Raw genomic sequence first — 19,660 nt, forward strand, 5'->3', positions numbered from 1 at the left:
CCACAAGCGCCACCGGCTAGTCTTTGGCCTTGCGGGCAATCAGTACGGCACGTTTAGGCGCCGGGTGTCCTTCTACCGTGAGTGCCGGATTGTCTGGATCCAGATAGTCACTCAGGGATTCATTAATCATCCAGTCGGTACGACGCTGTTCGTCGGTGCTGGTCATATTCTCGTCTACTATCCGCACGTCGGTGAAGCCGCAGCGCTCGACCCACAGCTTGAGGGCGCGGCTTGAGGGAATAAACCAGACGTTGCGCATCTTGCCGTAACGATCGGTGGGCATCAGCACGTCGTTGACCCCGCCGTCAATCACCAGCGTCTCCAGCACCAGCTCGCCATCATCTTTCAATTGATTGCGCAGCTGCTCGATGTGCTCGATGGGGGATTTGCGGTGATAGAGCACCCCCATGGAGAAGACGGTGTCAAAGGCACGCAGTTCCGGTAGCTCCTGAATGCCGAGCGGCAACAGGTGGGCCCGCTGATCATTGCCCGCGAAGTGACGAATGGCCTCGAACTGGCAGAGGAACAGCGGACTCGGATCGATGCCGACCGCCAGCTTGGCCCCTTCACCCACCATGCGCCAGAGGTGGTAACCGCTGCCGCAGCCCACATCCAGCACGTAACGGCCTTCGAGCGGGCTGATATGGGGCAGCACCCGATCCCACTTCCAGTCAGAGCGCCACTCGGTATCGATATGGATGCCGTGCACGGTGAACGGCCCCTTGCGCCAGGGCATGAAGTGGCGCAGCAGGCTCTCGACCTTCTTGCGCTCCCCTTCGCCAAGGCTCTCGGCCGAGCCAATCTCGACCCGGCTTTTCAGCTCGACGTTGCCGGGGGAGACCACCGGCAGCTTGTTGAGGGCGCGGTTCCAGCGCGGCAGATCGCCATGCTGGTTGTCATGTTGCCAGGTGTGCAGCTGGGCGGGCAGGGTATGCAGCCAGTGGCTCAGCCGGTTTTTGGCAATCAGTTGATAGAAATTGGCAAAGTCGATCATGGCTGGGCGTCGCTGGATTTGATGGCAATCATGGAGCCGAAGTTGAAGCACTGGAACCAGAGATCCTGATGGACGAAACCGGCATCCCGCAGGCGTGCCTGATGCACCGGCAGGCTGTCGGTGCGCATCACGTTCTCAAGGGCAGTGCGTTTCTGGCTGATCTCCAGCTCGCTGTAGCCATTGGCCCGCTTGAAGTCGAGATGCAGATCGATAAGCAGCTCGTTGACCGGTTCATCTTCGAAGCGGAACTTTTCGCTCAGGATCAGGATCCCGCCCGGGCGCAGCCCATCGTGAATACGCTGGATCAGGGCGGCCCGTTTCTCTGGCTCGACAAACTGCAGGGTGAAGTTGAGCACCACCACGGAGGCGTTCTCGATCTCGATGTCGCAGATATCCGCCTCTACCAGCTCCACCGGCACCTCGGATTTGAAACCGGAGAGGTGGGCGCGGGCGCGTTCGATCATCGGGTGGGAGAGATCCACCGCGGTAATGCGGCAGCCGGGCTGGCTGACATGGCGACGCATCGCCTGGGTCGCGGCGCCCAGTGAGCAGCCGAGATCATAGAGTCGGCTCTCGGGTTGGGCGTAACGGGCGGCCATCATGCCGATGGCAGAGATGATGTTGCTGTAACCCGGCACCGAGCGCTGGATCATATCGGGGAATACGTCGACGACCTGTTCGTCAAAACAGAAGTCGCCCAATCGGGCGATCGGGGCGGCAAAAATTTGGTCTTTGGTCTGCATGCTGGCGCAACCTGACAGTCGGGACATCACCCGGCTGTATTGTTCAATTGAGTCGTTGGATGATACCCATCAGAGTAGGTCAATCATCTGTTTACGAACGGGGTGGCTGGTCGTGAAATCCTTTGGACCGCTCCTGCTCGTACGGGCCATGTTCCGGACCCTTACTTGGGGCGGTAGTGTAGAGGATTGATGGCCGTTTGTCTTGACGCCAGGGCTTGCCACGCCACAAAAAAGCACTTTTTTTGCAGCGAAACGATGGCCGCAGAATGGGTTGGCTAAAAGCGCAGCACTCCCTGCCGTGCGCGATCGTTTTCCCCCGGCCAGGGGGCCATCTCCTGCTCCAGCAAGCGGGTGATCTGGCGGGCCAGCTCAGGTGCCTGGGCGTTGTCGGCAGTATGTATATAGAGGTAGAGATCCTTGCCCTCGGAAAGCCACTGGCGCCAGTGGGGGAGCCAGCTGGGCAGGAAGGGGTGATTGGCCGCCGGATCCGGCAGGCCGATAAAGCGCACCATGGGGGCGTTGGCGGTGGCCAGCAGATGCACCGGTAGGTGCGGTTTCTTGCCCTGGGCATCGACAAGGGCTGGCGTGGTTGCTTGCACCGAGAAGAGTGGCCGGCTGTCGAGCATCACCCGGTTCACACTCTGTTCCATCAGCAGCCGGTTTAATGCCCGCTCGGCCTCCCCCTTGGCGAAAAAGTCGGGGTGACGCACCTCGAGGGCGTAGCGAAACGCCCGTGGCAGCCGCTCGATAAAGGCCGCCAGTCTGGCCAGCCCCTGTGGCCCGAAACGGGCGGGCAACTGCAGGGTGAGCAGCCCCAGCTTGTCGTGCAGCGGGGCGAGCAGGCGAATAAAGTCGGCGACTTGTTTGTCTGCGCTCACCAGATCGCTCTGGTGGCTGATGGTTTGCGGAAATTTGAAGTTGAAACGAAAGTGATCGGGCACCGCATCGGCCCAGCGCTGTACCGTGTCCGGTGTCGGCAGGGCGTAGAAGGTGGTGTTACCCTCCACCGAGTTGAAGACGGTGGCGTAGTGGGCGAGGTGTTCGGCAGGCTTGGCGCCAAGGCCCAGCAACTGGCCGGGCCAGCTGGGGTGGGACCACTGCGGCAGGCCCAAATAGAGGCTCATGGTGGCTAATCTCTTCGCTCTTGGTGCATTCGTGCCGATTTTTTGCCCGCTTTTTGCCATCGAGTGCAAAAAACTGGCGAAAGGAGGCTGCTGGCCATTTTACCCAAAAGGGGGTTTTCCTCTATAATGCCAGCCCTTTTGTTTTTCAATTTCTTGTGACCCATGCCTATCTACGAATATCGTTGCGACGTCTGTGGCCATGAATTGGCAAAACTGCAAAAGCTTTCCGATGCCCCCCTGACCGACTGTCCGGCCTGTAGCAAGCCGAATCTGGTCAAGCTGATATCGGCGGCAGGCTTCCGGCTCAAGGGAACCGGATGGTACGAGACTGATTTCAAACCGGGTAAGAAAAAGAATCTGGCCAGCTGTGAGACAGACGGTGCTTGCCAGTCGTGCCCGGCGGCCCAAGGTTAACCGTCTCTCTACAATTTCGAAGGAAGAAGTCCATGCGCTCTATCTATTGCGGACAGGTCAATGAGGCCCATGCAGGGCAGACCATTACATTGTGCGGTTGGGTTCATCGTCGTCGTGATCTCGGCGGTCTGATCTTTATCGATATGCGCGACCGCGAAGGGATCGTTCAGGTGTTCTTCGATCCGGACAAGCCGGACGCGTTCGCGCTGGCCTCCGAGCTGCGCGGCGAGTTCTGCATCCAGGTGACCGGCGTGGTGCGCACCCGTCCCGAGTCCCAGCGCAACAGCGACATGGCCACTGGCGCCATCGAAGTGTTCGCCCACGAACTCAACATCATCAACCGTGCCGAGCCGCTGCCGCTGGACTTCAATCAGGTCAACAGCGAAGAGATCAGCCTCAAGTATCGCTACCTGGATCTGCGTCGCCCCGAGATGGCCAAGTACCTGAAGACCCGTGCCAAGGCCAGCGCCTTCGTACGCCGCTTCATGGACGAGCACGGTTTCCTCGATATCGAGACCCCGATGCTGACCAAGGCCACCCCGGAAGGTGCCCGTGACTATCTGGTGCCGAGCCGTGTGCACAAGGGTAAGTTCTACGCTCTGCCGCAATCTCCCCAGCTGTTCAAGCAGCTGCTGATGATGTCCGGCTTCGATCGCTACTACCAGATCGTCAAGTGCTTCCGTGACGAAGACCTGCGTGCCGACCGCCAGCCGGAATTCACCCAGATCGACGTGGAGACCTCCTTCATGACCGCGCCGCAAGTGCGTGAAGTGATGGAAGAGATGATCCGCAAACTGTGGCTGCACATCCTGAACGTGGATCTGGGCGACTTCCCGATCATGACCTTCGACGAAGCCATGCGTCGCTACGGCTCCGACAAGCCGGATCTGCGTCTGCCAATGGAGCTGGTCGATGTGGCTGATCTGCTGACTACTGTCGAGTTCGCCGTGTTCGCTGGCCCCGCCAACGATCCGAAAGGCCGTGTGGCTGCCCTGAAAGTCCCGGGTGGTTCCGAGCTCTCTCGCAAGCAGATCGACGAATACACCAAGTTTGTCGGCATCTACGGTGCCAAGGGCCTGGCCTGGATGAAGGTCAACGAAGCGGCCAATGGTATCGAAGGCGTGCAGTCTCCGGTTGCCAAGTTCCTCTCTGACGCCATCGTGCGCGAGATCCTGACTCGTACCGGCGCTGCCGACGGCGACATCATCTTCTTTGGCGCTGACAGCAAGAAAGTGGTCTGCGATGCCATGGGCGCCCTGCGTCTGAAAGTGGGTCGCGATCTGGGCCTGCTGGAGAACAGCTGGAAACCGCTGTGGGTCATCGACTTCCCGATGTTCGAGGAAGATGGTGAAGGTGGTCTGGCCGCCATGCACCACCCGTTCACCGCGCCGAGCAACATGAGCCCGGCCGAGCTGAAAGCCAACCCTGTGGGTGCTTACGCCAACGCCTACGACATGGTGATCAACGGCTACGAAGTGGGTGGCGGCTCTGTCCGTATCCACAACAGCGAGATGCAATCCACCGTGTTCGATATCCTGGGTATCACCCCGGCCGAGCAGCGTCTGAAGTTTGGCTTCCTGCTGGATGCCCTGAAGTACGGCACCCCGCCGCACGCCGGTCTGGCCTTCGGTCTGGATCGTCTCAGCATGCTGCTGACCGGCACCGAAAACATTCGGGACGTCATCGCCTTCCCGAAAACGACCGCGGCCGCCTGTCTGATGACAGACGCCCCCAGCCTTGCCAATGCCGCCCAACTGGGTGAGCTGGCGATTGCAACCACCGTCAAGGGCGACGAGTAAGCCGATACCGGCACCGGAGGCCGCCGCCGTGCGGCCTCTGTGTTTCCCTTGGGTTAGTCATGATCAGTGTTACTGACATTTAAAAATAACGGAGAGTCTCTATGGCAGGTCACAGTAAATGGGCCAACATCAAACACCGCAAGGCCGCTCAGGACGCCAAGCGTGGCAAGATCTTCACCAAACTGATCCGCGAAATCACTACCTCCGCGCGTCTGGGTGATGCCGATCCGGCCAACAACCCGCGTCTGCGTGCTGCGGTGACTGCCGCCCTGACCAACAACATGACCCGCGACACCATCAACCGCGCCATTCAGCGTGGCGCCGGTGGTGGCGATGGCGAACAGCTCGAGACCATCGTGTACGAAGGTTACGGCCCGGCTGGCTCTGCGGTGATGGTAGAGTGCCTGACCGACAACCGTAACCGTACCGTAGCCGAAGTGCGCCACGCCTTCAGCAAGTGCGGTGGCAACCTGGGCACCGACGGCTCCGTTGCCTATCTGTTCAGCAAGAAAGGTCTGCTGACTTTCGTAGGCGTAGACGAAGATGCCCTGATGGATGCTGCGCTGGAAGCGGGCGCCGATGATGTGGTCACCGAAGAGGATGGCACCATCGAGGTGTATACCACCCCGAACGACTTCGGTACCGTGCTGGATGGTCTGGAAGCTGCCGGCTTCAAGGCCCAGAGCGCCGAAGTGACCATGATCCCCTCCACCGAAGCTGAGCTGGATGCAGAAACTGCACCCAAACTGATGCGCCTCATCGACATGCTGGAAGATCTGGACGACGTGCAAGAGGTTTACCACAACGGCTCCATCTCCGATGAAGTCGCTGCGACCCTCTGATCGCTGAATCGTGCTCTCCCGATGGCAGCCTGATGGCTGCCATTTTTTTATCTTTGCATCGTGGCAACTGTTGATGTGTCGGTTGAGCAATCGGCGCAACAATTCTCTTCACTGACAATCTTTCCCGCTTTCTCTGCGCATTATCATTGCTCTATTCATGCCAGTCGGTTGGCCCTGCACGTACGCCAGTCGGCAGTTCTGCTGCGTTGCGTTAGCGAGGTTCCGCTTATCCTGTTTATCACACCTTTAGCTCTTGAGATGGCGTTGACTGCTCACATCTGCCCGTCAGGGTAATTCGTTGAGGGTAGGGGATAGGAGGTGATGGAGCGTGCTCTTGTTATCACAGGTGCCCATCAATACAGAGTGACAGGTTGGGATGTTGATAGCGGATTGGCTGGGGCGAGTTGGTTGGTTGGTTGGTTGGTTGGTTGGTTGGTTGGGAAGTTAGGGGCTGCACTACCGCAATCGGCTGGAGAGAGGAGCTCTGTGATAAGTGGCAGATAAAAAAAGCCCGCGCAGTGCGCGGGCTTGTTATCTCAGGACTGGTTATCAGGCCTTGGATTTCTTCTTGCCTTCAACCTTGGCTTCAACCGGGGCAGCAGTTACCGGAGCGGCTTCGGTGAACGGACGACCGTAGTAGGAGTCCAGCAGAACCTGCTTCAGCTCGCTGATCAGCGGGTAGCGCGGGTTGGCGCCGGTGCACTGGTCATCGAAAGCTTCGATAGCCAGCTGGTCAACCTTGGCCAGGAAGTCAGCTTCAGTCACGCCAGCTTCGCGGATAGAGGCCGGGATACCCAGGGTCGCCTTCAGCTCGTCCAGCCAGGTCAGCAGCTTCTCGATCTTGGCTGCGGTGCGGTCACCGGCAGCAGTCAGACCCAGGTGGTCAGCGACTTCGGCGTAACGACGACGAGCCTGCGGACGGTCGTACTGGGAGAACGCAGTCTGCTTGGTCGGGTTGTCGTTCGCGTTGTAGCGGATGACGTTGCTGATCAGCAGGGCGTTAGCCAGACCGTGCGGAATGTGGAACTCGGCACCCAGTTTGTGAGCCATGGAGTGGCACACACCCAGGAAGGCGTTGGCGAACGCGATACCGGCGATGGTGGCAGCATTGTGCACCTTCTCACGAGCGATCGGGTCGTTGGCACCGTTCTGGTAGCTGGACGGCAGGTACTCTTTCAGCATTTTCAGGGCTTGCAGCGCCTGGCCGTCGGAGTACTCGTTAGCCAGTACGGAAACATAGGCTTCCATGGCGTGAGTCACGGCATCGATACCACCGAAGGCACACAGGGACTTCGGCATGCCCATGACCAGGTTGGCATCAACGATGGCCATGTTCGGGGTCAGCTCGTAGTCAGCCAGCGGATACTTCTGACCAGACACTTCATCGGTTACTACCGCAAACGGAGTGACTTCAGAGCCGGTACCGGAAGTGGTGGTGATACAGACCAGTTCGGCCTTCACGCCCATTTTCGGGAACTTGTAGATACGCTTGCGGATATCCATAAAGCGCATGGCCAGATCTTCGAACGCGGTGTTCGGGTGCTCGTACATTACCCACATGATCTTGGCCGCATCCATTGGTGAACCACCGCCCAGCGCCAGGATAACGTCCGGTTTGAAGGAGTTGGCCATCTCGGCACCCTTGCGAACCACAGCCAGGGTCGGGTCAGCTTCTACTTCGTAGAACACTTCCACTTCCATATTCTGTGCTTTCAGCAGGCTGACCAGTTCATCGGCGTAGCCGTTGTTGAACAGGAAGCGGTCGGTCACGACCATGGCACGCTTTTTACCTTCCAGGTCGCTCAGAGCGATCGGCAGGGAACCACGACGGAAGTAGATGGATTTCGGAAGTTTGTGCCACAGCATGTTTTCTGCCCGTTTTGCGACTGTCTTCTTGTTGATCAGGTGCTTCGGACCCACGTTTTCGGAGATGGAGTTACCGCTCCAGGAGCCGCAACCCAGGGTCAGGGACGGAGCCATTGCGAAGTTGTACAGGTCACCGATACCGCCTTGGGTAGACGGAGTGTTGATCAGGATACGCGCGGTCTTCATCTTGTCGCCGAAGTACTTGATGCGGTCAGCGTTGCGGTCCTGGTCGGTGTACAGACCTGAGGTGTGGCCGATACCACCGATGTTGACCATGTCACAGGCCATATCAACGGCGTTTTCGAAGCTGCTTGCACGGAACATACCGAGCAGCGGGGACAATTTCTCGTGAGCAAACTCATCTTCTGCACACAGCTTGACGCCTTCACCGATTAGGATCTTGGTATCAGCCGGTACAGTCACGCCTGCCATCTCGGCAATCTTGGTGGCTGGTTGGCCAACGATGTTGGCGTTCAGGGCACCGTTGATCAGGATGACTTTACGTACCTTGTCAGCATCTTCTTTGGAGAGCACGTGGCCCTTGTGGGATGCAAAGCGCTCTTTAACCTGGTCGTAGATGGCATCAACAACGATGACTGCCTGCTCGGAAGCACAGACCACGCCGTTATCGAAAGTTTTGGACATCAGGATGGAGGCAACGGCACGCTTCACGTCGGCGGTTTCGTCGATAACGATAGGTACGTTACCGGCACCCACACCGATAGCAGGCTTACCGGAGGAGTAGGCTGCTTTGACCATACCCGGGCCACCGGTGGCCAGGATCAGGTTGATGTCTTCGTGCTTCATCAGGGCGTTGGAGAGCTCAACAGACGGTTGGTCGATCCAGCCGATGATGTCTTTCGGTGCACCGGCGGCAACAGCTGCATCCAGTACCAGCTTGGCAGCGGTATTGGTGGATTTCTTGGCGCGGGGGTGCGGGGAGAAGATGATGGCGTTGCGGGTCTTGAGCGCGATCATGGATTTGAAGATCGCAGTGGAGGTCGGGTTGGTGGTCGGAACGATACCACAGATGATACCTACCGGCTCGGCGATGGTGATGGTACCCATCTGATCGTCTTCGCTCAGAATGCCGCAGGTCTTCTCGTCTTTGTACTTGTTGTAGATGTATTCGGAGGCGAAGTGGTTCTTGATAACCTTGTCTTCGATGATACCCATACCGGACTCTTCCACGGCCATCTGGGCCAGGGGGATACGGGCGTTGTTGGCGGCCAGGGCGGCGGCACGGAAGATCTTGTCTACCTGCTCTTGAGAGAAGCTGGCGAATTCACGCTGGGCTTCCTTAACGCGGGCGACCAGTGCATCCAGTTCAGCCAAATTGGTTACTGCCATGTTTATCTCCTGATTATTTGAAAACTGTTTAGTAAGACGTTGGCAATGCCCGGCAATTATAGTCGCCCTGTCAAGAGGGTATCGTTGCAACAGCTTTTTCACATGCCTTACTAAATCGCTTTCTGAGTCGATTATAGAGCGGGGCTGACTCAGAAAAACTTGATCTGGATCATGTGTAACAAAAGAACAAAAGAAATTTTATTTCACAATCCTTGTTTGACTGATGTTATCGGAATGTGCATCAAAGGGAAAGGCGAGATACTTGTTAACGCAGGGTAATAAACCACATTTATCAAGTGGTTAATTGCACTCAGCCATAGTATTACAGAGCTATTTTGGCGGTATAGGTTAGCAAATATGAGTGAATTGGTTTCAAAATCACCGACAAACGCACTTTATTCCAGCGTTTGTTGCAAAAATGATTGTTGTTTTAATCCATGACTAATCCGCTTTATTCCCCGAGGGCGCTATTTCTGCCCGCTTCGCGATTTTTGCGTTGTGGCTCTCTTGCCGAGTCAATGAAGTGATGTCTGGCCTGAAATAGTGGAAAGGCAAAGCATAGATTCTCTCGAGTCGCTAGGTAATTCGGTCAGCCACCGTCTGACTCTCTGGGCATGATTAAGCAGGCTTGCGCTCACTTTTCTGGCGCGTGTCGGGCGGTAGAAAGGGCTTTTGGCATCGGTTTATGCCAGTTAGCGCGGATGCATTAGATGAACTAACTAAAAAACCCTCAAAATGGTGAGATTATTTGATTGGTGCCCGCTCTGGCTATGATGTAAATTTACGCACGAAATTAATGGACTGGCCCGCTGGGCCCGAAACTCTATTGGAAGGCGCCTATGGCAGCAATTGACGTCTCGTTGTATCTGAAGTTTTTTGTCGGTTTGTTCGCAATTATCAACCCGCTTGGTTTGTTGCCGGTGTTTGTCAGTCTGACCAGCCACCATACCCAGGCCGAGCGGATGAAAACCAATACCACCGCCAATATCGCGGTGATGGTGATCCTGCTGGTCTCCATGTATATGGGGCAGCTGATCCTCGATGGGTTTGGTATCTCGCTGGCGTCGTTCCGGATCGCCGGTGGGTCGCTGATTACCCTGATTGCCTGGTCGATGCTGCAGGGCAAGCTGGGCGAGGTGAAGCACAACAAACAGGAAAAGGGCGAACTGGCTGTGCGCGAGTCTATCGCCGTGGTACCGCTGGCGCTGCCGCTTATGGCGGGCCCCGGTGCCATCTCCTCGGTGATTGTCTATGCCAGCCAGAGCCACTGGCAGCAGCTGCTCGGCATGTCAGTGGTTGTCGTTGTCTTCTCTTTCTGCTCCTGGCTCATCTTCCGCGCCGCGCCGCTGCTGTTCAAGATCATGGGCAACACCGGTATCAACGTGGTGACCCGTATCATGGGTCTTATCATGATGTCGCTGGGTATCGAGATCATGGTGGCCGGCATCAAGGGGGTTTTCCCCAGCTTGATGTGAGCCAGCTCCGCTTTATGAAAGCCGGTCCTCGTGACCGGCTTTTTATTGGTTGCTTTTTGCCCGGTCTTTTCTAGAATCGGGCGTTTGTGTGAAAAATGAGCGTTTTGTCGGTGTTTTAATACTGAAAAAGCGCGTGTCAGCTGATTTTTTAACCAGAAAATGACGGTTACCCTGACAATATCTGTTGCATTATCGGAATTGGCAGGGAATTATGCTGGGAGCGGGTTTTAACCCCGTCACTTTAAAAACGCATGGAATGTTCTTGTTGGAGTAGGGAAATGACTCATAAAAAAACAATGATTAACACATTGCTGATGGCTGCACTGTTTGGTGGCGTCAATGTGGCTCAGGCTGCCGATGTCCCGGCGGGAACCAAGCTGGCTGAAGTCCAGCAACTGGTAAAAGGCAACGGTTCCGAGCCTGCGACCTTGGACCCACAGAAAGTTGAAGGAACGCCTGAGTCTGCAATTTTGCGCGACCTCTTTGAAGGTCTCGTGACATCCGGTTCGAAAGGGGAAGTTGTTCCTGGTGTCGCAGAGTCTTGGGAAACCAAGGATAACAAGCACTACGTCTTCCACCTGCGCAAAGATGCCAAGTGGTCCAACGGTGAACCTGTCACCGCACATGATTTTGTATATGCCTTCCAGCGTGCAGTTGACCCCAAGACAGCCTCTCCTTACTCCTGGTATCTGGAGATGCCAACTATTGCCAATGCTACAGAGATCATTGCTGGCAAGAAGCCGGCTGATACGCTGGGCGTGAAGGCGACCGACGACTACACCTTCGAAGTGCAGCTCGAGAAGGCTATCCCTTATTTCGTAACCATGCTCTCTCACACCACCACCTACCCGGTACCGAAGAAGGTCATCGAGAAGTATGGTGAAAAATGGACCCAGCCGGGCAATATGGTAGGTAATGGTGCCTACGTATTGAAGGAGTGGGTTGTTAATGAGCGAATTGGCTTGGAGCGTAATAAAAACTACTGGAATGATGCGAAAACGGTGATCAACAAGGTTACCTATCTTCCGATCCAGTCCACCAACGCGGAGCTAAATCGCTTCTTGGCTGGTGAAATTGATATGACATGGAACGTGCCTATCGAACGTTTCAAGCAACTCAAGAAAGATTACCCGGCTGATTTGAAGGTTGAAGGTCTGGTTTCTACTTATTACTACCAGTTCAACATCAAGAAAAAGCCGTTTGATGACGTGCGAGTGCGAACTGCTCTTTCTTATGCGGTCAATCGTGACGTGATTGCAGATAAAGTCATGGGGCAAGGGCAAAAACCCGCATATGGGTTGACGCCTGACTATGTCGATGGTTTTAAACCGGTTGCCCCAGAGTGGTCAAAAATGACCCAGGCCGAGCGTGATGCCAAGGCCAAGGCGCTGCTTGAAGAGGCAGGTTTCGATGCCAGCAAGCCGTTGAAGTTCGAGCTGCTCTACAACACCGATGACAACCACAAGAAAGTGGCTGTGGCCGTTGCTTCCATGTGGAAAAAACTGGGTGCAGAGGTCAGTTTAGTGAACCAGGAGTGGAAAACTTACCTGGAAACCAAGAAGCAGGGCCAGTTTGACGTGGGTCGTGCCGGCTGGAGCGCCGACTACAACGAAGCCTCATCCATGCTGGATCTGATGCAGACCACTCACGGCAACAACGATGGCAAGTACTCCAATCCAGCGTTTGACAAGTTGATGACCGACTCTCGTGATCAGGTTGATGCGGACGCTCGCAACAAGCTCTATGTCCAGGCGGAAGAGATCCTGGCCAAGGACATGCCGATCATCCCGATATACCAATATGTTCAACCTCGGATGGTCAAAGCTTATGTTGGGGGTTACCCAAGCAACCCGCTGGATAACCTCTACAGCAAAGATATGTACATCATTGCTCACTGATTTAAAGCAACAAGTCGCATAACAAGCAGGGCCCGCCGGACGGCGGGCCTTTATTACAATCGCGACCCTTTGGAAGCAGTACAGGACAGGAAATGTCTATGTTGAAATTCATTTTTAAACGGCTATTGGAAGCGATCCCGACTCTGTTGGTCTTGATCACTGTCTCTTTCTTCATGATGCGTTTCGCCCCGGGTAACCCCTTTACCAGCGAACGTTCACTTCCCCCTGAAGTGATGGCCAATATCGAGGCCAAATATGGGCTCGACAAACCCATTGGCATGCAATATCTCACCTACCTGGGCAACCTGGTGCAGGGTGATTTGGGTCCCTCTTTCAAATACAAGGATTTCACCGTCAATGATCTGGTGAGCCAGGCGTTGCCTGTATCCGCCAAGATCGGGACCACGGCCTTCTTCTTCGCCGTGTTGCTGGGGGTCACCTTCGGCACCATAGCGGCACTGAAACAGAACACCATCATCGATTATCTGCTGATGTCGTCGGCTATGGCCGGGGTGGTGATCCCGGGCTTTGTGCTGGCGCCCTTGCTGGTGCTGTTTTTCAGTATTCATCTGGGCTGGTTCCCTGCCGGTGGCTGGCAGGGCGGTGGCATCCAGTTTATGGTGCTGCCGGTGTTCGGCATGATGATGTACTACATCTCTGCCATCTCGCGGATCATGCGGGGCAGCATGATCGAGACCATGAACTCCAACTTCATCCGTACCGCCCGTGCCAAGGGCTTGCCGCTGCGCCACATCATCCTGAAACACGCGCTGCGTCCGGCCATGCTGCCGGTGGTCTCCTATCTGGGCCCGGCCTTTGTCGGCATCATCACAGGTTCCGTGGTGATCGAGACCATCTTCGGCCTGCCGGGGATCGGTCAGCTGTTCGTCAACGGTGCCCTTAACCGTGATTACTCCATGGTGCTCGGTCTGACCATTCTGGTCGGCGCCCTCACCATCACCTTTAACGCAGTGGTCGATATTCTCTACGCCTTTATCGATCCCAAGATCCGTTACTAATTCGGGAGTTCATCATGGTTGTTTCAACTGAAAAACGCGATGCCGTCGAGGCGTTCGCGCAAAAAGTGGAAGTGGTGGAGGGGCGCTCCCTGTGGAAGGATGCCCGTCGCCGTTTCCTGCGCAACAAGGCGGCCCTGACCAGCCTGATCATTCTGACCATCATCGGTCTGGCGGTCATCTTTGGCCCCCATTTGTCCCAATACACCTTTGACGATCCGGACTGGGGCGCCATGCAGTCGCCGCCGGATATGGAAGCAGGTCACTACTTCGGAACCGACAGTCTGGGGCGCGATCTGTTCGTGCGCACCCTGCTGGGCGGTCGCATCTCCCTGATGGTCGGCATCATGGGCGCCATGGTGGCGGTCATCATCGGCACCCTGTATGGCGCGGCCTCCGGCTTTATCGGCGGGCGGGTCGACAGCCTGATGATGCGGGTACTGGAGATCCTCAACGCCTTCCCCTTCATGTTCTTTGTCATCATGCTGGTCACCTTCTTTGGCCGCAATCTGGCACTCATCTTTATCGCTATCGGGGCGGTGAGCTGGCTCGACATGGCGCGTATCGTGCGCGGCCAGACTCTCAGCCTCAAGAGCAAGGAGTTTATCGAGGCGGCCCACGTCTGTGGCGTCTCCAAGTGGAAGATCATCACCCGTCACATCGTACCGAACGTACTCGGTATCGTGGCCGTTTACGCCACCTTGCTGGTGCCGGGGATGATCATGTTTGAATCCTTCCTGAGTTTCCTGGGCCTTGGGGTTCAGGAACCGATGACCAGCTGGGGTGCCCTGCTGGATGAAGGCTCCAAGTCGATGGAAGTGGCCATCTGGCAACTGCTGTTCCCCGCCGGTTTTATGGTGGTGACCCTGTTTTGCTTCAACTTCCTCGGGGATGGTCTGCGTGACGCCCTTGATCCGAAAGATCGTTAATCGAGCATCGGGTCGACAGGAAAGCATCACGAAAGATCGATAAGGAGTTTTTATATGAAGTTACTGGATGTGAAAGATCTGCGGGTCGAGTTCAAGACCCCGGATGGCAATGTGGTGGCGGTCAACGACCTCAATTTTTCTCTCTCTGCGGGTGAAACCCTGGGGATCGTCGGCGAGTCCGGCTCCGGTAAATCCCAGACGGCCTTTGCCATCATGGGGCTGCTGGCCAAGAACGGCATTATTACCGGTTCCGCCAAGTTTCAGGGGGAGGAGATCCTCAACCTGCCGGAGTCCAAGCTCAACAAGATCCGCTCCGAGAAGATCGCCATGATCTTCCAGGACCCCATGACCTCGCTCAACCCCTACATGAAGGTGCAGGATCAGCTGATGGAAGTGCTGATGTTGCATAAGGGCGTCAGCAAGGCGGAAGCGTTCGAAGAGTCGGTGCGGATGCTCGATGCGGTGAAAATTCCCGAAGCGCGCAAGCGGATGGGGATGTATCCCCACGAGTTCTCCGGCGGCATGCGTCAGCGGGTGATGATCGCCATGGCACTGCTCTGCCGGCCGCAACTGCTGATCGCCGACGAACCGACTACCGCACTCGACGTGACCGTACAGGCCCAGATCATGACTCTGATGAATGAGCTCAAGCGCGAGTTCAACACCGCCATCATCATGATCACCCATGACCTTGGCGTGGTCGCCGGTATCTGCAACAAGGTGCTGGTGATGTATGCCGGTCGTACCATGGAGTACGGCAAGGTAGACGATATCTTCTATCGCCCGAGCCACCCCTACACCGAAGGCCTGCTGCGCGCCATTCCTCGTCTCGATACCGAAGGGGAAGTGTTGCCCACCATCCCGGGCAATCCGCCCAACCTGCTGCGTCTGCCGACCGGTTGCCCCTTCCAGGAGCGTTGCCACCGTGTGAGCGAGATTTGCGGCCAGCAGTCACCGATCCTGACCCCGTTCAACGACGGTCGGGAGCGTGCTTGCCACTGGGTTTCGGATGCCATGAACAAGGGGGCCAACTAAATGGGTGCCGACAAAAAATTGCTGTTGGAAGTGTCTGACCTCAAGGTCCACTTCAGTATCAAGAGTGGCAAGGCGTGGCCTTGGGCCAAGCCATCCGATTTGAAGGCGGTCGATGGCGTTACCCTGCGCCTCTACGAAGGGGAAACCCTCGGCGTGGTGGGTGAATCCGGCTGCGGCAAATCGACCTTTGCCCGCGCCATCATCGGTCTGGTACCGGCCACCGATGGCAAGGTGGTGTGGCTGGGTGACGATCTCACCAAGCTCGATCAGAATGCCCTGCGCGAGAAGCGCAAAGAGATCCAGATGATCTTCCAGGATCCGCTGGCTTCTCTGAACCCACGCATGACCATCGGCGACATCATCGCCGAGCCGCTCATCACCTTCTATCCCAACCTGCCACGGGAAGAGGTGAAGGAGAAGGTGCGCGCCATGATGAGCAAGGTGGGGTTGTTGCCCAACCTGGTCAACCGCTATCCGCACGAGTTCTCCGGCGGCCAGTGCCAGCGGATCGGGATTGCCCGGGCGCTGATCCTCGAGCCCAAGATGATCATCTGCGATGAGCCGGTGTCAGCGCTTGATGTCTCTATCCAGGCACAGGTGGTCAACCTGCTCAAATCCCTGCAAAAGGAGATGGGGCTGTCGCTCATCTTCATCGCCCACGATCTGTCGGTTGTCAAACATATCTCCGATCGGGTGCTGGTGATGTATCTGGGCAACGCCGTTGAGCTGGGGACTCGCAAGGAGATCTTTGCCAACCCGTTGCATCCCTACACCAAGGCGCTGATGTCCGCGGTGCCAATCCCGGACCCTGAGCTGGAGCGCAACAAGGTGATCCAGATCCTGGAGGGGGACTTGCCCTCACCGATGAACCCGCCGTCCGGTTGCGTGTTCCGCACCCGCTGCCCGGTGGCTGGCCCCGAGTGCGCCAAGACCCGCCCCGTGCTGGAGGGGAACTTCGATCACGCGGTCTCCTGCCTCAAGGTCGACCCGCTCTGATGGGGATGTGTTGAACCTGCTTGCGGGGCTCCTTGATGGGGCCCCGATTTATTTTTGACGGCAGTGAAGATGCCTCTTGGCGTTATCTTTTACCGCTGCTACTATCCGCGCAACAAGGGGAGTAACTTCTCGCCGGTTTGTCGTCATTACGGTGCACCCATATCCTGCAGTGCACCCGGCAGCCGGGCAGTCGATGCAAATCAGCTGTAAGTGAGACCTTGCCGAGAGGCAAGGTGTATATGCTCCAAACGCAAACCCACGCCTCTCGGTCGTGGGTTTTGTCGTTTTTGGGAGAAGTGAAAATGGGTGAATGGTGGATGTGGACCGGTTTCTTCAGCATAGTGCTGGTCCTGTTATGGATAGACATACGCTTTGTCGGTGGCGGCAAGTCACACAAGGTGTCCCTCAAAGAGGCGGGTGTCTGGTCCCTCATCTGGGTCAGCGTGGCGCTGCTCTTCAACCTGGCCATCTGGCTCTGGCTGGATCACAGCGCGGGCCGTGAGATTGCCAACCAGAAGGGACTGGAGTTCCTCACTGGCTACCTCATCGAGAAAGCGCTGGCAGTGGACAACGTATTCGTCTGGCTGATGCTGTTCGGTTACTTTGCCATTCCGGCCGAGCTGCAGCGCCGGGTGCTGCTCTATGGAGTACTGGGTGCCATCGTGATGCGTGCCGGTATGGTGTTCGCGGGTAGCTGGCTCATCGAGCAGTTCCACTGGATCCTCTATCTGTTTGGCGCTTTCCTGCTGCTGACCGGTGCCAAGATGCTGTGGGCGGCCGACAAGGAGCCTGATCTCGCCAACAACCCGTTGCTGGGCTGGATGCGCCGTCGTTTCAAGGTGACCGAGACCCTGGAAGGGGAGAAGTTCTTCGTCTGGCGTGACGGTGTGCGCTATGCCACCCCGCTGCTGCTCATTCTGGTGTTGGTGGAGGTGAGCGATCTCATCTTCGCGGTGGACAGTATCCCGGCCATCTTCGCGGTGACCACGGATCCCTTCATCGTGCTGACCTCCAACATCTTCGCCATCATGGGTCTGCGCGCCATGTACTTCCTACTGGCGGGTGTGGCTGATCGCTTCGCCCTGCTCAAATACGGTCTGGCGCTGATCCTGATGTTTATCGGGGTCAAGATGCTGCTGCTGGATATCTTCAAGATCCCGACCGGCATAGCACTGGGCGTAGTCGCGTTGATCCTGCTGGCATCCATGGGGCTGAGTCTGTTTGTGACCCGTAAAAAGGCCGCTTGAGCGCGGCAGACAATTAAGCAATAACAACAAGGGCTCCCGCGGGAGCCCTTTTTCATATCGTGTTATCCGCGTTTGATCTTCTTGGGGTTGGTGTAGCCCCAGATGGTGTACATGTCCGCCAGCAGGGCGCCGTTGTACTCCTCCAGATCCGCCTGTTTCACTTCGGCGTCACCCTGACGGCCAAACAGCACCACCTCGTCGCCGGGTTTCACCCCTTTCAGATCAGTCACATCCACCATGATGGTGTTCATGGAAGTCTTGCCGACCACCGGCACCTTCTGACCCTGGATCAGCACATAGGCCTTGTTGCTCAGGGAGCGGCGATAACCGTCGGAGTAGCCCAGCGGCAAGTTGGCGAGCCAGGAGTCACGCTTGAGAGTAAAGGTGCGGTCATAACCGACGGTGTTGCCCGCTGCATAGTGGTTGACCGAGGCGACCTGGGTCTTGAATGCCATCACCCGCTTGTACTCGGTGTGGGAGGGGATGGAGTCACCGTAGAGCAGGCCGCCCGGGCGCACCATGTCGAAGTAGGCGTCCGGCACGGCCAGGGTGGCGAAGGAGTTGGCGGCGTGGATGGTGATCTTGCTGCGATCCAGCTTGCCTGCTTCCAGCAGCCACTGGGAGTCCAGTTTGAACTGGGCCAGCCCCATCTTGACGTCCTCTTTCTCCTCAACCGGGAAGTGGGTCATGATGCCGACCGGGGTGATCCCCTTGAGCTTGAGCATGGCCAGCGCATCCTGCTTGGCATCGGCCAGACGCAGGTCGATGCCGTTGCGGCTCATGCCGGCGGAGTTGAGCGCGATATGCACCGGAATGGTGGTGTGGTGGCGCTGGGCGATATCGGCGATACCCTGGGCACTCACCAGACTGCCGATCAGCTCCTCCATCTTGTAGGGCAGGGCCTGCTCTACTTCATCCGGGGTGGCTGCACGCACCCGCATCAGACGGCCGGTAAAGCCCTTCTCGCGGGCGACGCGCGCCTCTTCGTTGCTGGCGATGCCGATGCAGGGGATATTGGCCTTGACCACGGAGGGGACCAGCAGGTCGATGCCATGACCGTAAGCGTCGGCCTTCATGATGGCGCAGATCTGCGGGCCCTTGTCGCCGAGGCGATCCTTGAGGGTCTGGATATTGTGCTCAAAGGCGCCCAGATCCACTTCCAACCAGGCGTTGCTGGCGGTTTGCTCCTGGCCGTTGCGATGATCCGTCGCAAGGGGCAGATAGGGAGCCGCAACGGCTTGGCCCGCGAGCAGGCCGAAGATCAGGGTAGCCAGCAGAGTTTTCTTGTGCATGGTGATTCCTTTTTGTTGTTCGCGTTGGATAGTTTGGACGGGGTCGGCCACATTGGTGGTGGTTTAACCACAACTTGTTGTTATTATTATGATCTTTGTCACTCTCAACAGGCGCTGACTGGTTGGGAGTCTACCGCAACACGGGTTCGGCCGACACTCGTCAGGGGAAGAAAATGGTCAATCTTGAGTTACGTTTGCCGCCACCACTGATCTTTCTGTTCTGTGCGGGGGCCATGTGGTGGCTGAGGGGCGCAGAGCAGCCCGGGGTGTGGGTAATGGTGCCGATGACTGTGCTGATCGTGGCGGGGGCCATCATGGGGTTTGGTGCCCTGCAACGGTTTCGCCACCACCAGACTACGGTCAGCCCCACCAAGCCTCAGCACACCAGCCGTCTGGTCACCTGTGGCGTCTATCGCCTCAGTCGCAATCCCATGTATCTGGGCTTGCTCTGCTGGCTGGCCGCCTGGGGTTGTTATCTCGGGGGTGTCTGGGTTTGGGCTGGGCCGATCGTGCTGGTGGCCTGGTTGACCCGTTTCCAGATCGTGCCGGAGGAGCGGCTGCTGCGCGCCCGCTTCGGCAACGAGTATGTGGCGTATTGCCAGCGTGTTCGCCGTTGGTGCTGATTGGCAGTGACCTGCGT

General features: G+C 57.1%; 16 protein-coding genes. 11 read left to right on the plus strand and 5 right to left on the minus strand.

The genetic code is table 11. From position 1 onward, the window contains the following. Window positions 1–16 precede the first annotated feature (16 nt). The 3 genes from cmoB to G5533_RS04000 all read right to left on the minus strand — a co-directional run bounded on the left by cmoB (window position 17) and on the right by G5533_RS04000 (window position 2,861). Window positions 17–994, minus strand: a complete 978-nt coding sequence (cmoB, locus tag G5533_RS03990) for a tRNA 5-methoxyuridine(34)/uridine 5-oxyacetic acid(34) synthase CmoB (RefSeq protein ID WP_441254527.1) — start codon at window positions 992–994, stop codon at window positions 17–19. Next, window positions 991–1,737, minus strand: a complete 747-nt coding sequence (gene cmoA, locus G5533_RS03995; protein WP_236768462.1) for a carboxy-S-adenosyl-L-methionine synthase CmoA — start codon at window positions 1,735–1,737, stop codon at window positions 991–993. Before cmoA ends, cmoB begins: the two co-directional genes overlap by 4 nt. Window positions 1,738–2,012: 275 nt before the next feature. Further along, window positions 2,013–2,861 (minus strand): DUF72 domain-containing protein, encoded by an 849-nt coding sequence (locus tag G5533_RS04000; RefSeq protein ID WP_441254528.1) that lies wholly within the window; start codon window positions 2,859–2,861, stop codon window positions 2,013–2,015. Window positions 2,862–3,023: 162 nt separating this feature from the next. Between G5533_RS04000 and G5533_RS04005 the strand changes: the two genes are divergently transcribed. The 3 genes from G5533_RS04005 (at window position 3,024) to G5533_RS04015 (ending at window position 5,916) form a co-directional block, all read left to right on the plus strand. Continuing rightward, the gene (locus tag G5533_RS04005; protein WP_005337686.1) at window positions 3,024–3,275 is read left to right on the plus strand and encodes an FmdB family zinc ribbon protein; all 252 of its coding nucleotides are present in this window, start codon (window positions 3,024–3,026) and stop codon (window positions 3,273–3,275) included. 32 nt (window positions 3,276–3,307) lie between these two features. Continuing rightward, window positions 3,308–5,074, plus strand: a complete 1,767-nt coding sequence (aspS, locus tag G5533_RS04010) for an aspartate--tRNA ligase (protein WP_441254529.1) — start codon at window positions 3,308–3,310, stop codon at window positions 5,072–5,074. A gap of 101 nt (window positions 5,075–5,175) precedes the next feature. Further along, window positions 5,176–5,916 (plus strand): YebC/PmpR family DNA-binding transcriptional regulator, encoded by a 741-nt coding sequence (locus G5533_RS04015; RefSeq protein ID WP_005337681.1) that lies wholly within the window; start codon window positions 5,176–5,178, stop codon window positions 5,914–5,916. 549 nt (window positions 5,917–6,465) lie between these two features. Here G5533_RS04015 and adhE read toward each other — a convergent pair. Beyond that, window positions 6,466–9,132: a bifunctional acetaldehyde-CoA/alcohol dehydrogenase gene (gene adhE, locus G5533_RS04020; protein ID WP_441254530.1), complete on the minus strand. Its 2,667-nt coding sequence runs from the start codon at window positions 9,130–9,132 to the stop codon at window positions 6,466–6,468. 839 nt (window positions 9,133–9,971) lie between these two features. Between adhE and G5533_RS04025 the strand changes: the two genes are divergently transcribed. The 7 genes from G5533_RS04025 to G5533_RS04055 all read left to right on the plus strand — a co-directional run bounded on the left by G5533_RS04025 (window position 9,972) and on the right by G5533_RS04055 (window position 17,728). Beyond that, entirely contained in the window at window positions 9,972–10,607 is a 636-nt protein-coding gene (locus tag G5533_RS04025) for a YchE family NAAT transporter (RefSeq protein WP_005337678.1), read from the plus strand. A gap of 278 nt (window positions 10,608–10,885) precedes the next feature. After that, window positions 10,886–12,505, plus strand: a complete 1,620-nt coding sequence (locus tag G5533_RS04030) for an ABC transporter substrate-binding protein (RefSeq protein ID WP_266135098.1) — start codon at window positions 10,886–10,888, stop codon at window positions 12,503–12,505. 98 nt (window positions 12,506–12,603) lie between these two features. Beyond that, the gene (gene oppB / locus G5533_RS04035) at window positions 12,604–13,524 is read left to right on the plus strand and encodes an oligopeptide ABC transporter permease OppB (RefSeq protein WP_069555437.1); all 921 of its coding nucleotides are present in this window, start codon (window positions 12,604–12,606) and stop codon (window positions 13,522–13,524) included. Window positions 13,525–13,538: 14 nt separating this feature from the next. Further along, window positions 13,539–14,450, plus strand: a complete 912-nt coding sequence (oppC, locus tag G5533_RS04040; RefSeq protein WP_139407229.1) for an oligopeptide ABC transporter permease OppC — start codon at window positions 13,539–13,541, stop codon at window positions 14,448–14,450. Between the two features lie 54 nt (window positions 14,451–14,504). Next, on the plus strand, window positions 14,505–15,485 hold the full coding sequence (locus G5533_RS04045; protein ID WP_005337668.1) for an ABC transporter ATP-binding protein: 981 nt from the start codon (window positions 14,505–14,507) through the stop codon (window positions 15,483–15,485). Then, window positions 15,486–16,481 (plus strand): murein tripeptide/oligopeptide ABC transporter ATP binding protein OppF, encoded by a 996-nt coding sequence (oppF, locus tag G5533_RS04050; protein WP_005337666.1) that lies wholly within the window; start codon window positions 15,486–15,488, stop codon window positions 16,479–16,481. It begins immediately after the preceding gene. 302 nt (window positions 16,482–16,783) lie between these two features. Beyond that, window positions 16,784–17,728, plus strand: a complete 945-nt coding sequence (locus tag G5533_RS04055) for a TerC family protein (RefSeq protein ID WP_005337664.1) — start codon at window positions 16,784–16,786, stop codon at window positions 17,726–17,728. A 62-nt stretch (window positions 17,729–17,790) separates the two neighbouring features. Here the strand turns inward: G5533_RS04055 and alr are convergent, their stop codons facing one another. Next, window positions 17,791–19,020: an alanine racemase gene (gene alr / locus G5533_RS04060; RefSeq protein WP_043825627.1), complete on the minus strand. Its 1,230-nt coding sequence runs from the start codon at window positions 19,018–19,020 to the stop codon at window positions 17,791–17,793. Between the two features lie 173 nt (window positions 19,021–19,193). Between alr and G5533_RS04065 the strand changes: the two genes are divergently transcribed. Next, on the plus strand, window positions 19,194–19,643 hold the full coding sequence (locus G5533_RS04065; RefSeq protein WP_421250393.1) for a methyltransferase family protein: 450 nt from the start codon (window positions 19,194–19,196) through the stop codon (window positions 19,641–19,643). Window positions 19,644–19,660: the final 17 nt, after the last annotated feature.

The sequence above is a fragment of the Aeromonas sp. A600620 genome (genome assembly GCF_029479985.1).
GTDB lineage: Bacteria > Pseudomonadota > Gammaproteobacteria > Enterobacterales > Aeromonadaceae > Aeromonas > Aeromonas veronii_A.

What these genes read in the sequence shown, in the direction of transcription:
- cmoB (WP_441254527.1), bottom strand. Translation starts at nt 994, where the DNA reads ATGATCGACTTTGCCAATTTCTATCAACTGATTGCCAAAAACCGGCTG.
- cmoA (WP_236768462.1), bottom strand. Translation starts at nt 1,737, where the DNA reads ATGCAGACCAAAGACCAAATTTTTGCCGCCCCGATCGCCCGATTGGGC.
- G5533_RS04000 (WP_441254528.1), bottom strand. Translation starts at nt 2,861, where the DNA reads ATGAGCCTCTATTTGGGCCTGCCGCAGTGGTCCCACCCCAGCTGGCCC.
- G5533_RS04005 (WP_005337686.1), top strand. Translation starts at nt 3,024, where the DNA reads ATGCCTATCTACGAATATCGTTGCGACGTCTGTGGCCATGAATTGGCA.
- aspS (WP_441254529.1), top strand. Translation starts at nt 3,308, where the DNA reads ATGCGCTCTATCTATTGCGGACAGGTCAATGAGGCCCATGCAGGGCAG.
- G5533_RS04015 (WP_005337681.1), top strand. Translation starts at nt 5,176, where the DNA reads ATGGCAGGTCACAGTAAATGGGCCAACATCAAACACCGCAAGGCCGCT.
- adhE (WP_441254530.1), bottom strand. Translation starts at nt 9,132, where the DNA reads ATGGCAGTAACCAATTTGGCTGAACTGGATGCACTGGTCGCCCGCGTT.
- G5533_RS04025 (WP_005337678.1), top strand. Translation starts at nt 9,972, where the DNA reads ATGGCAGCAATTGACGTCTCGTTGTATCTGAAGTTTTTTGTCGGTTTG.
- G5533_RS04030 (WP_266135098.1), top strand. Translation starts at nt 10,886, where the DNA reads ATGACTCATAAAAAAACAATGATTAACACATTGCTGATGGCTGCACTG.
- oppB (WP_069555437.1), top strand. Translation starts at nt 12,604, where the DNA reads ATGTTGAAATTCATTTTTAAACGGCTATTGGAAGCGATCCCGACTCTG.
- oppC (WP_139407229.1), top strand. Translation starts at nt 13,539, where the DNA reads ATGGTTGTTTCAACTGAAAAACGCGATGCCGTCGAGGCGTTCGCGCAA.
- G5533_RS04045 (WP_005337668.1), top strand. Translation starts at nt 14,505, where the DNA reads ATGAAGTTACTGGATGTGAAAGATCTGCGGGTCGAGTTCAAGACCCCG.
- oppF (WP_005337666.1), top strand. Translation starts at nt 15,486, where the DNA reads ATGGGTGCCGACAAAAAATTGCTGTTGGAAGTGTCTGACCTCAAGGTC.
- G5533_RS04055 (WP_005337664.1), top strand. Translation starts at nt 16,784, where the DNA reads ATGGGTGAATGGTGGATGTGGACCGGTTTCTTCAGCATAGTGCTGGTC.
- alr (WP_043825627.1), bottom strand. Translation starts at nt 19,020, where the DNA reads ATGCACAAGAAAACTCTGCTGGCTACCCTGATCTTCGGCCTGCTCGCG.
- G5533_RS04065 (WP_421250393.1), top strand. Translation starts at nt 19,194, where the DNA reads ATGGTCAATCTTGAGTTACGTTTGCCGCCACCACTGATCTTTCTGTTC.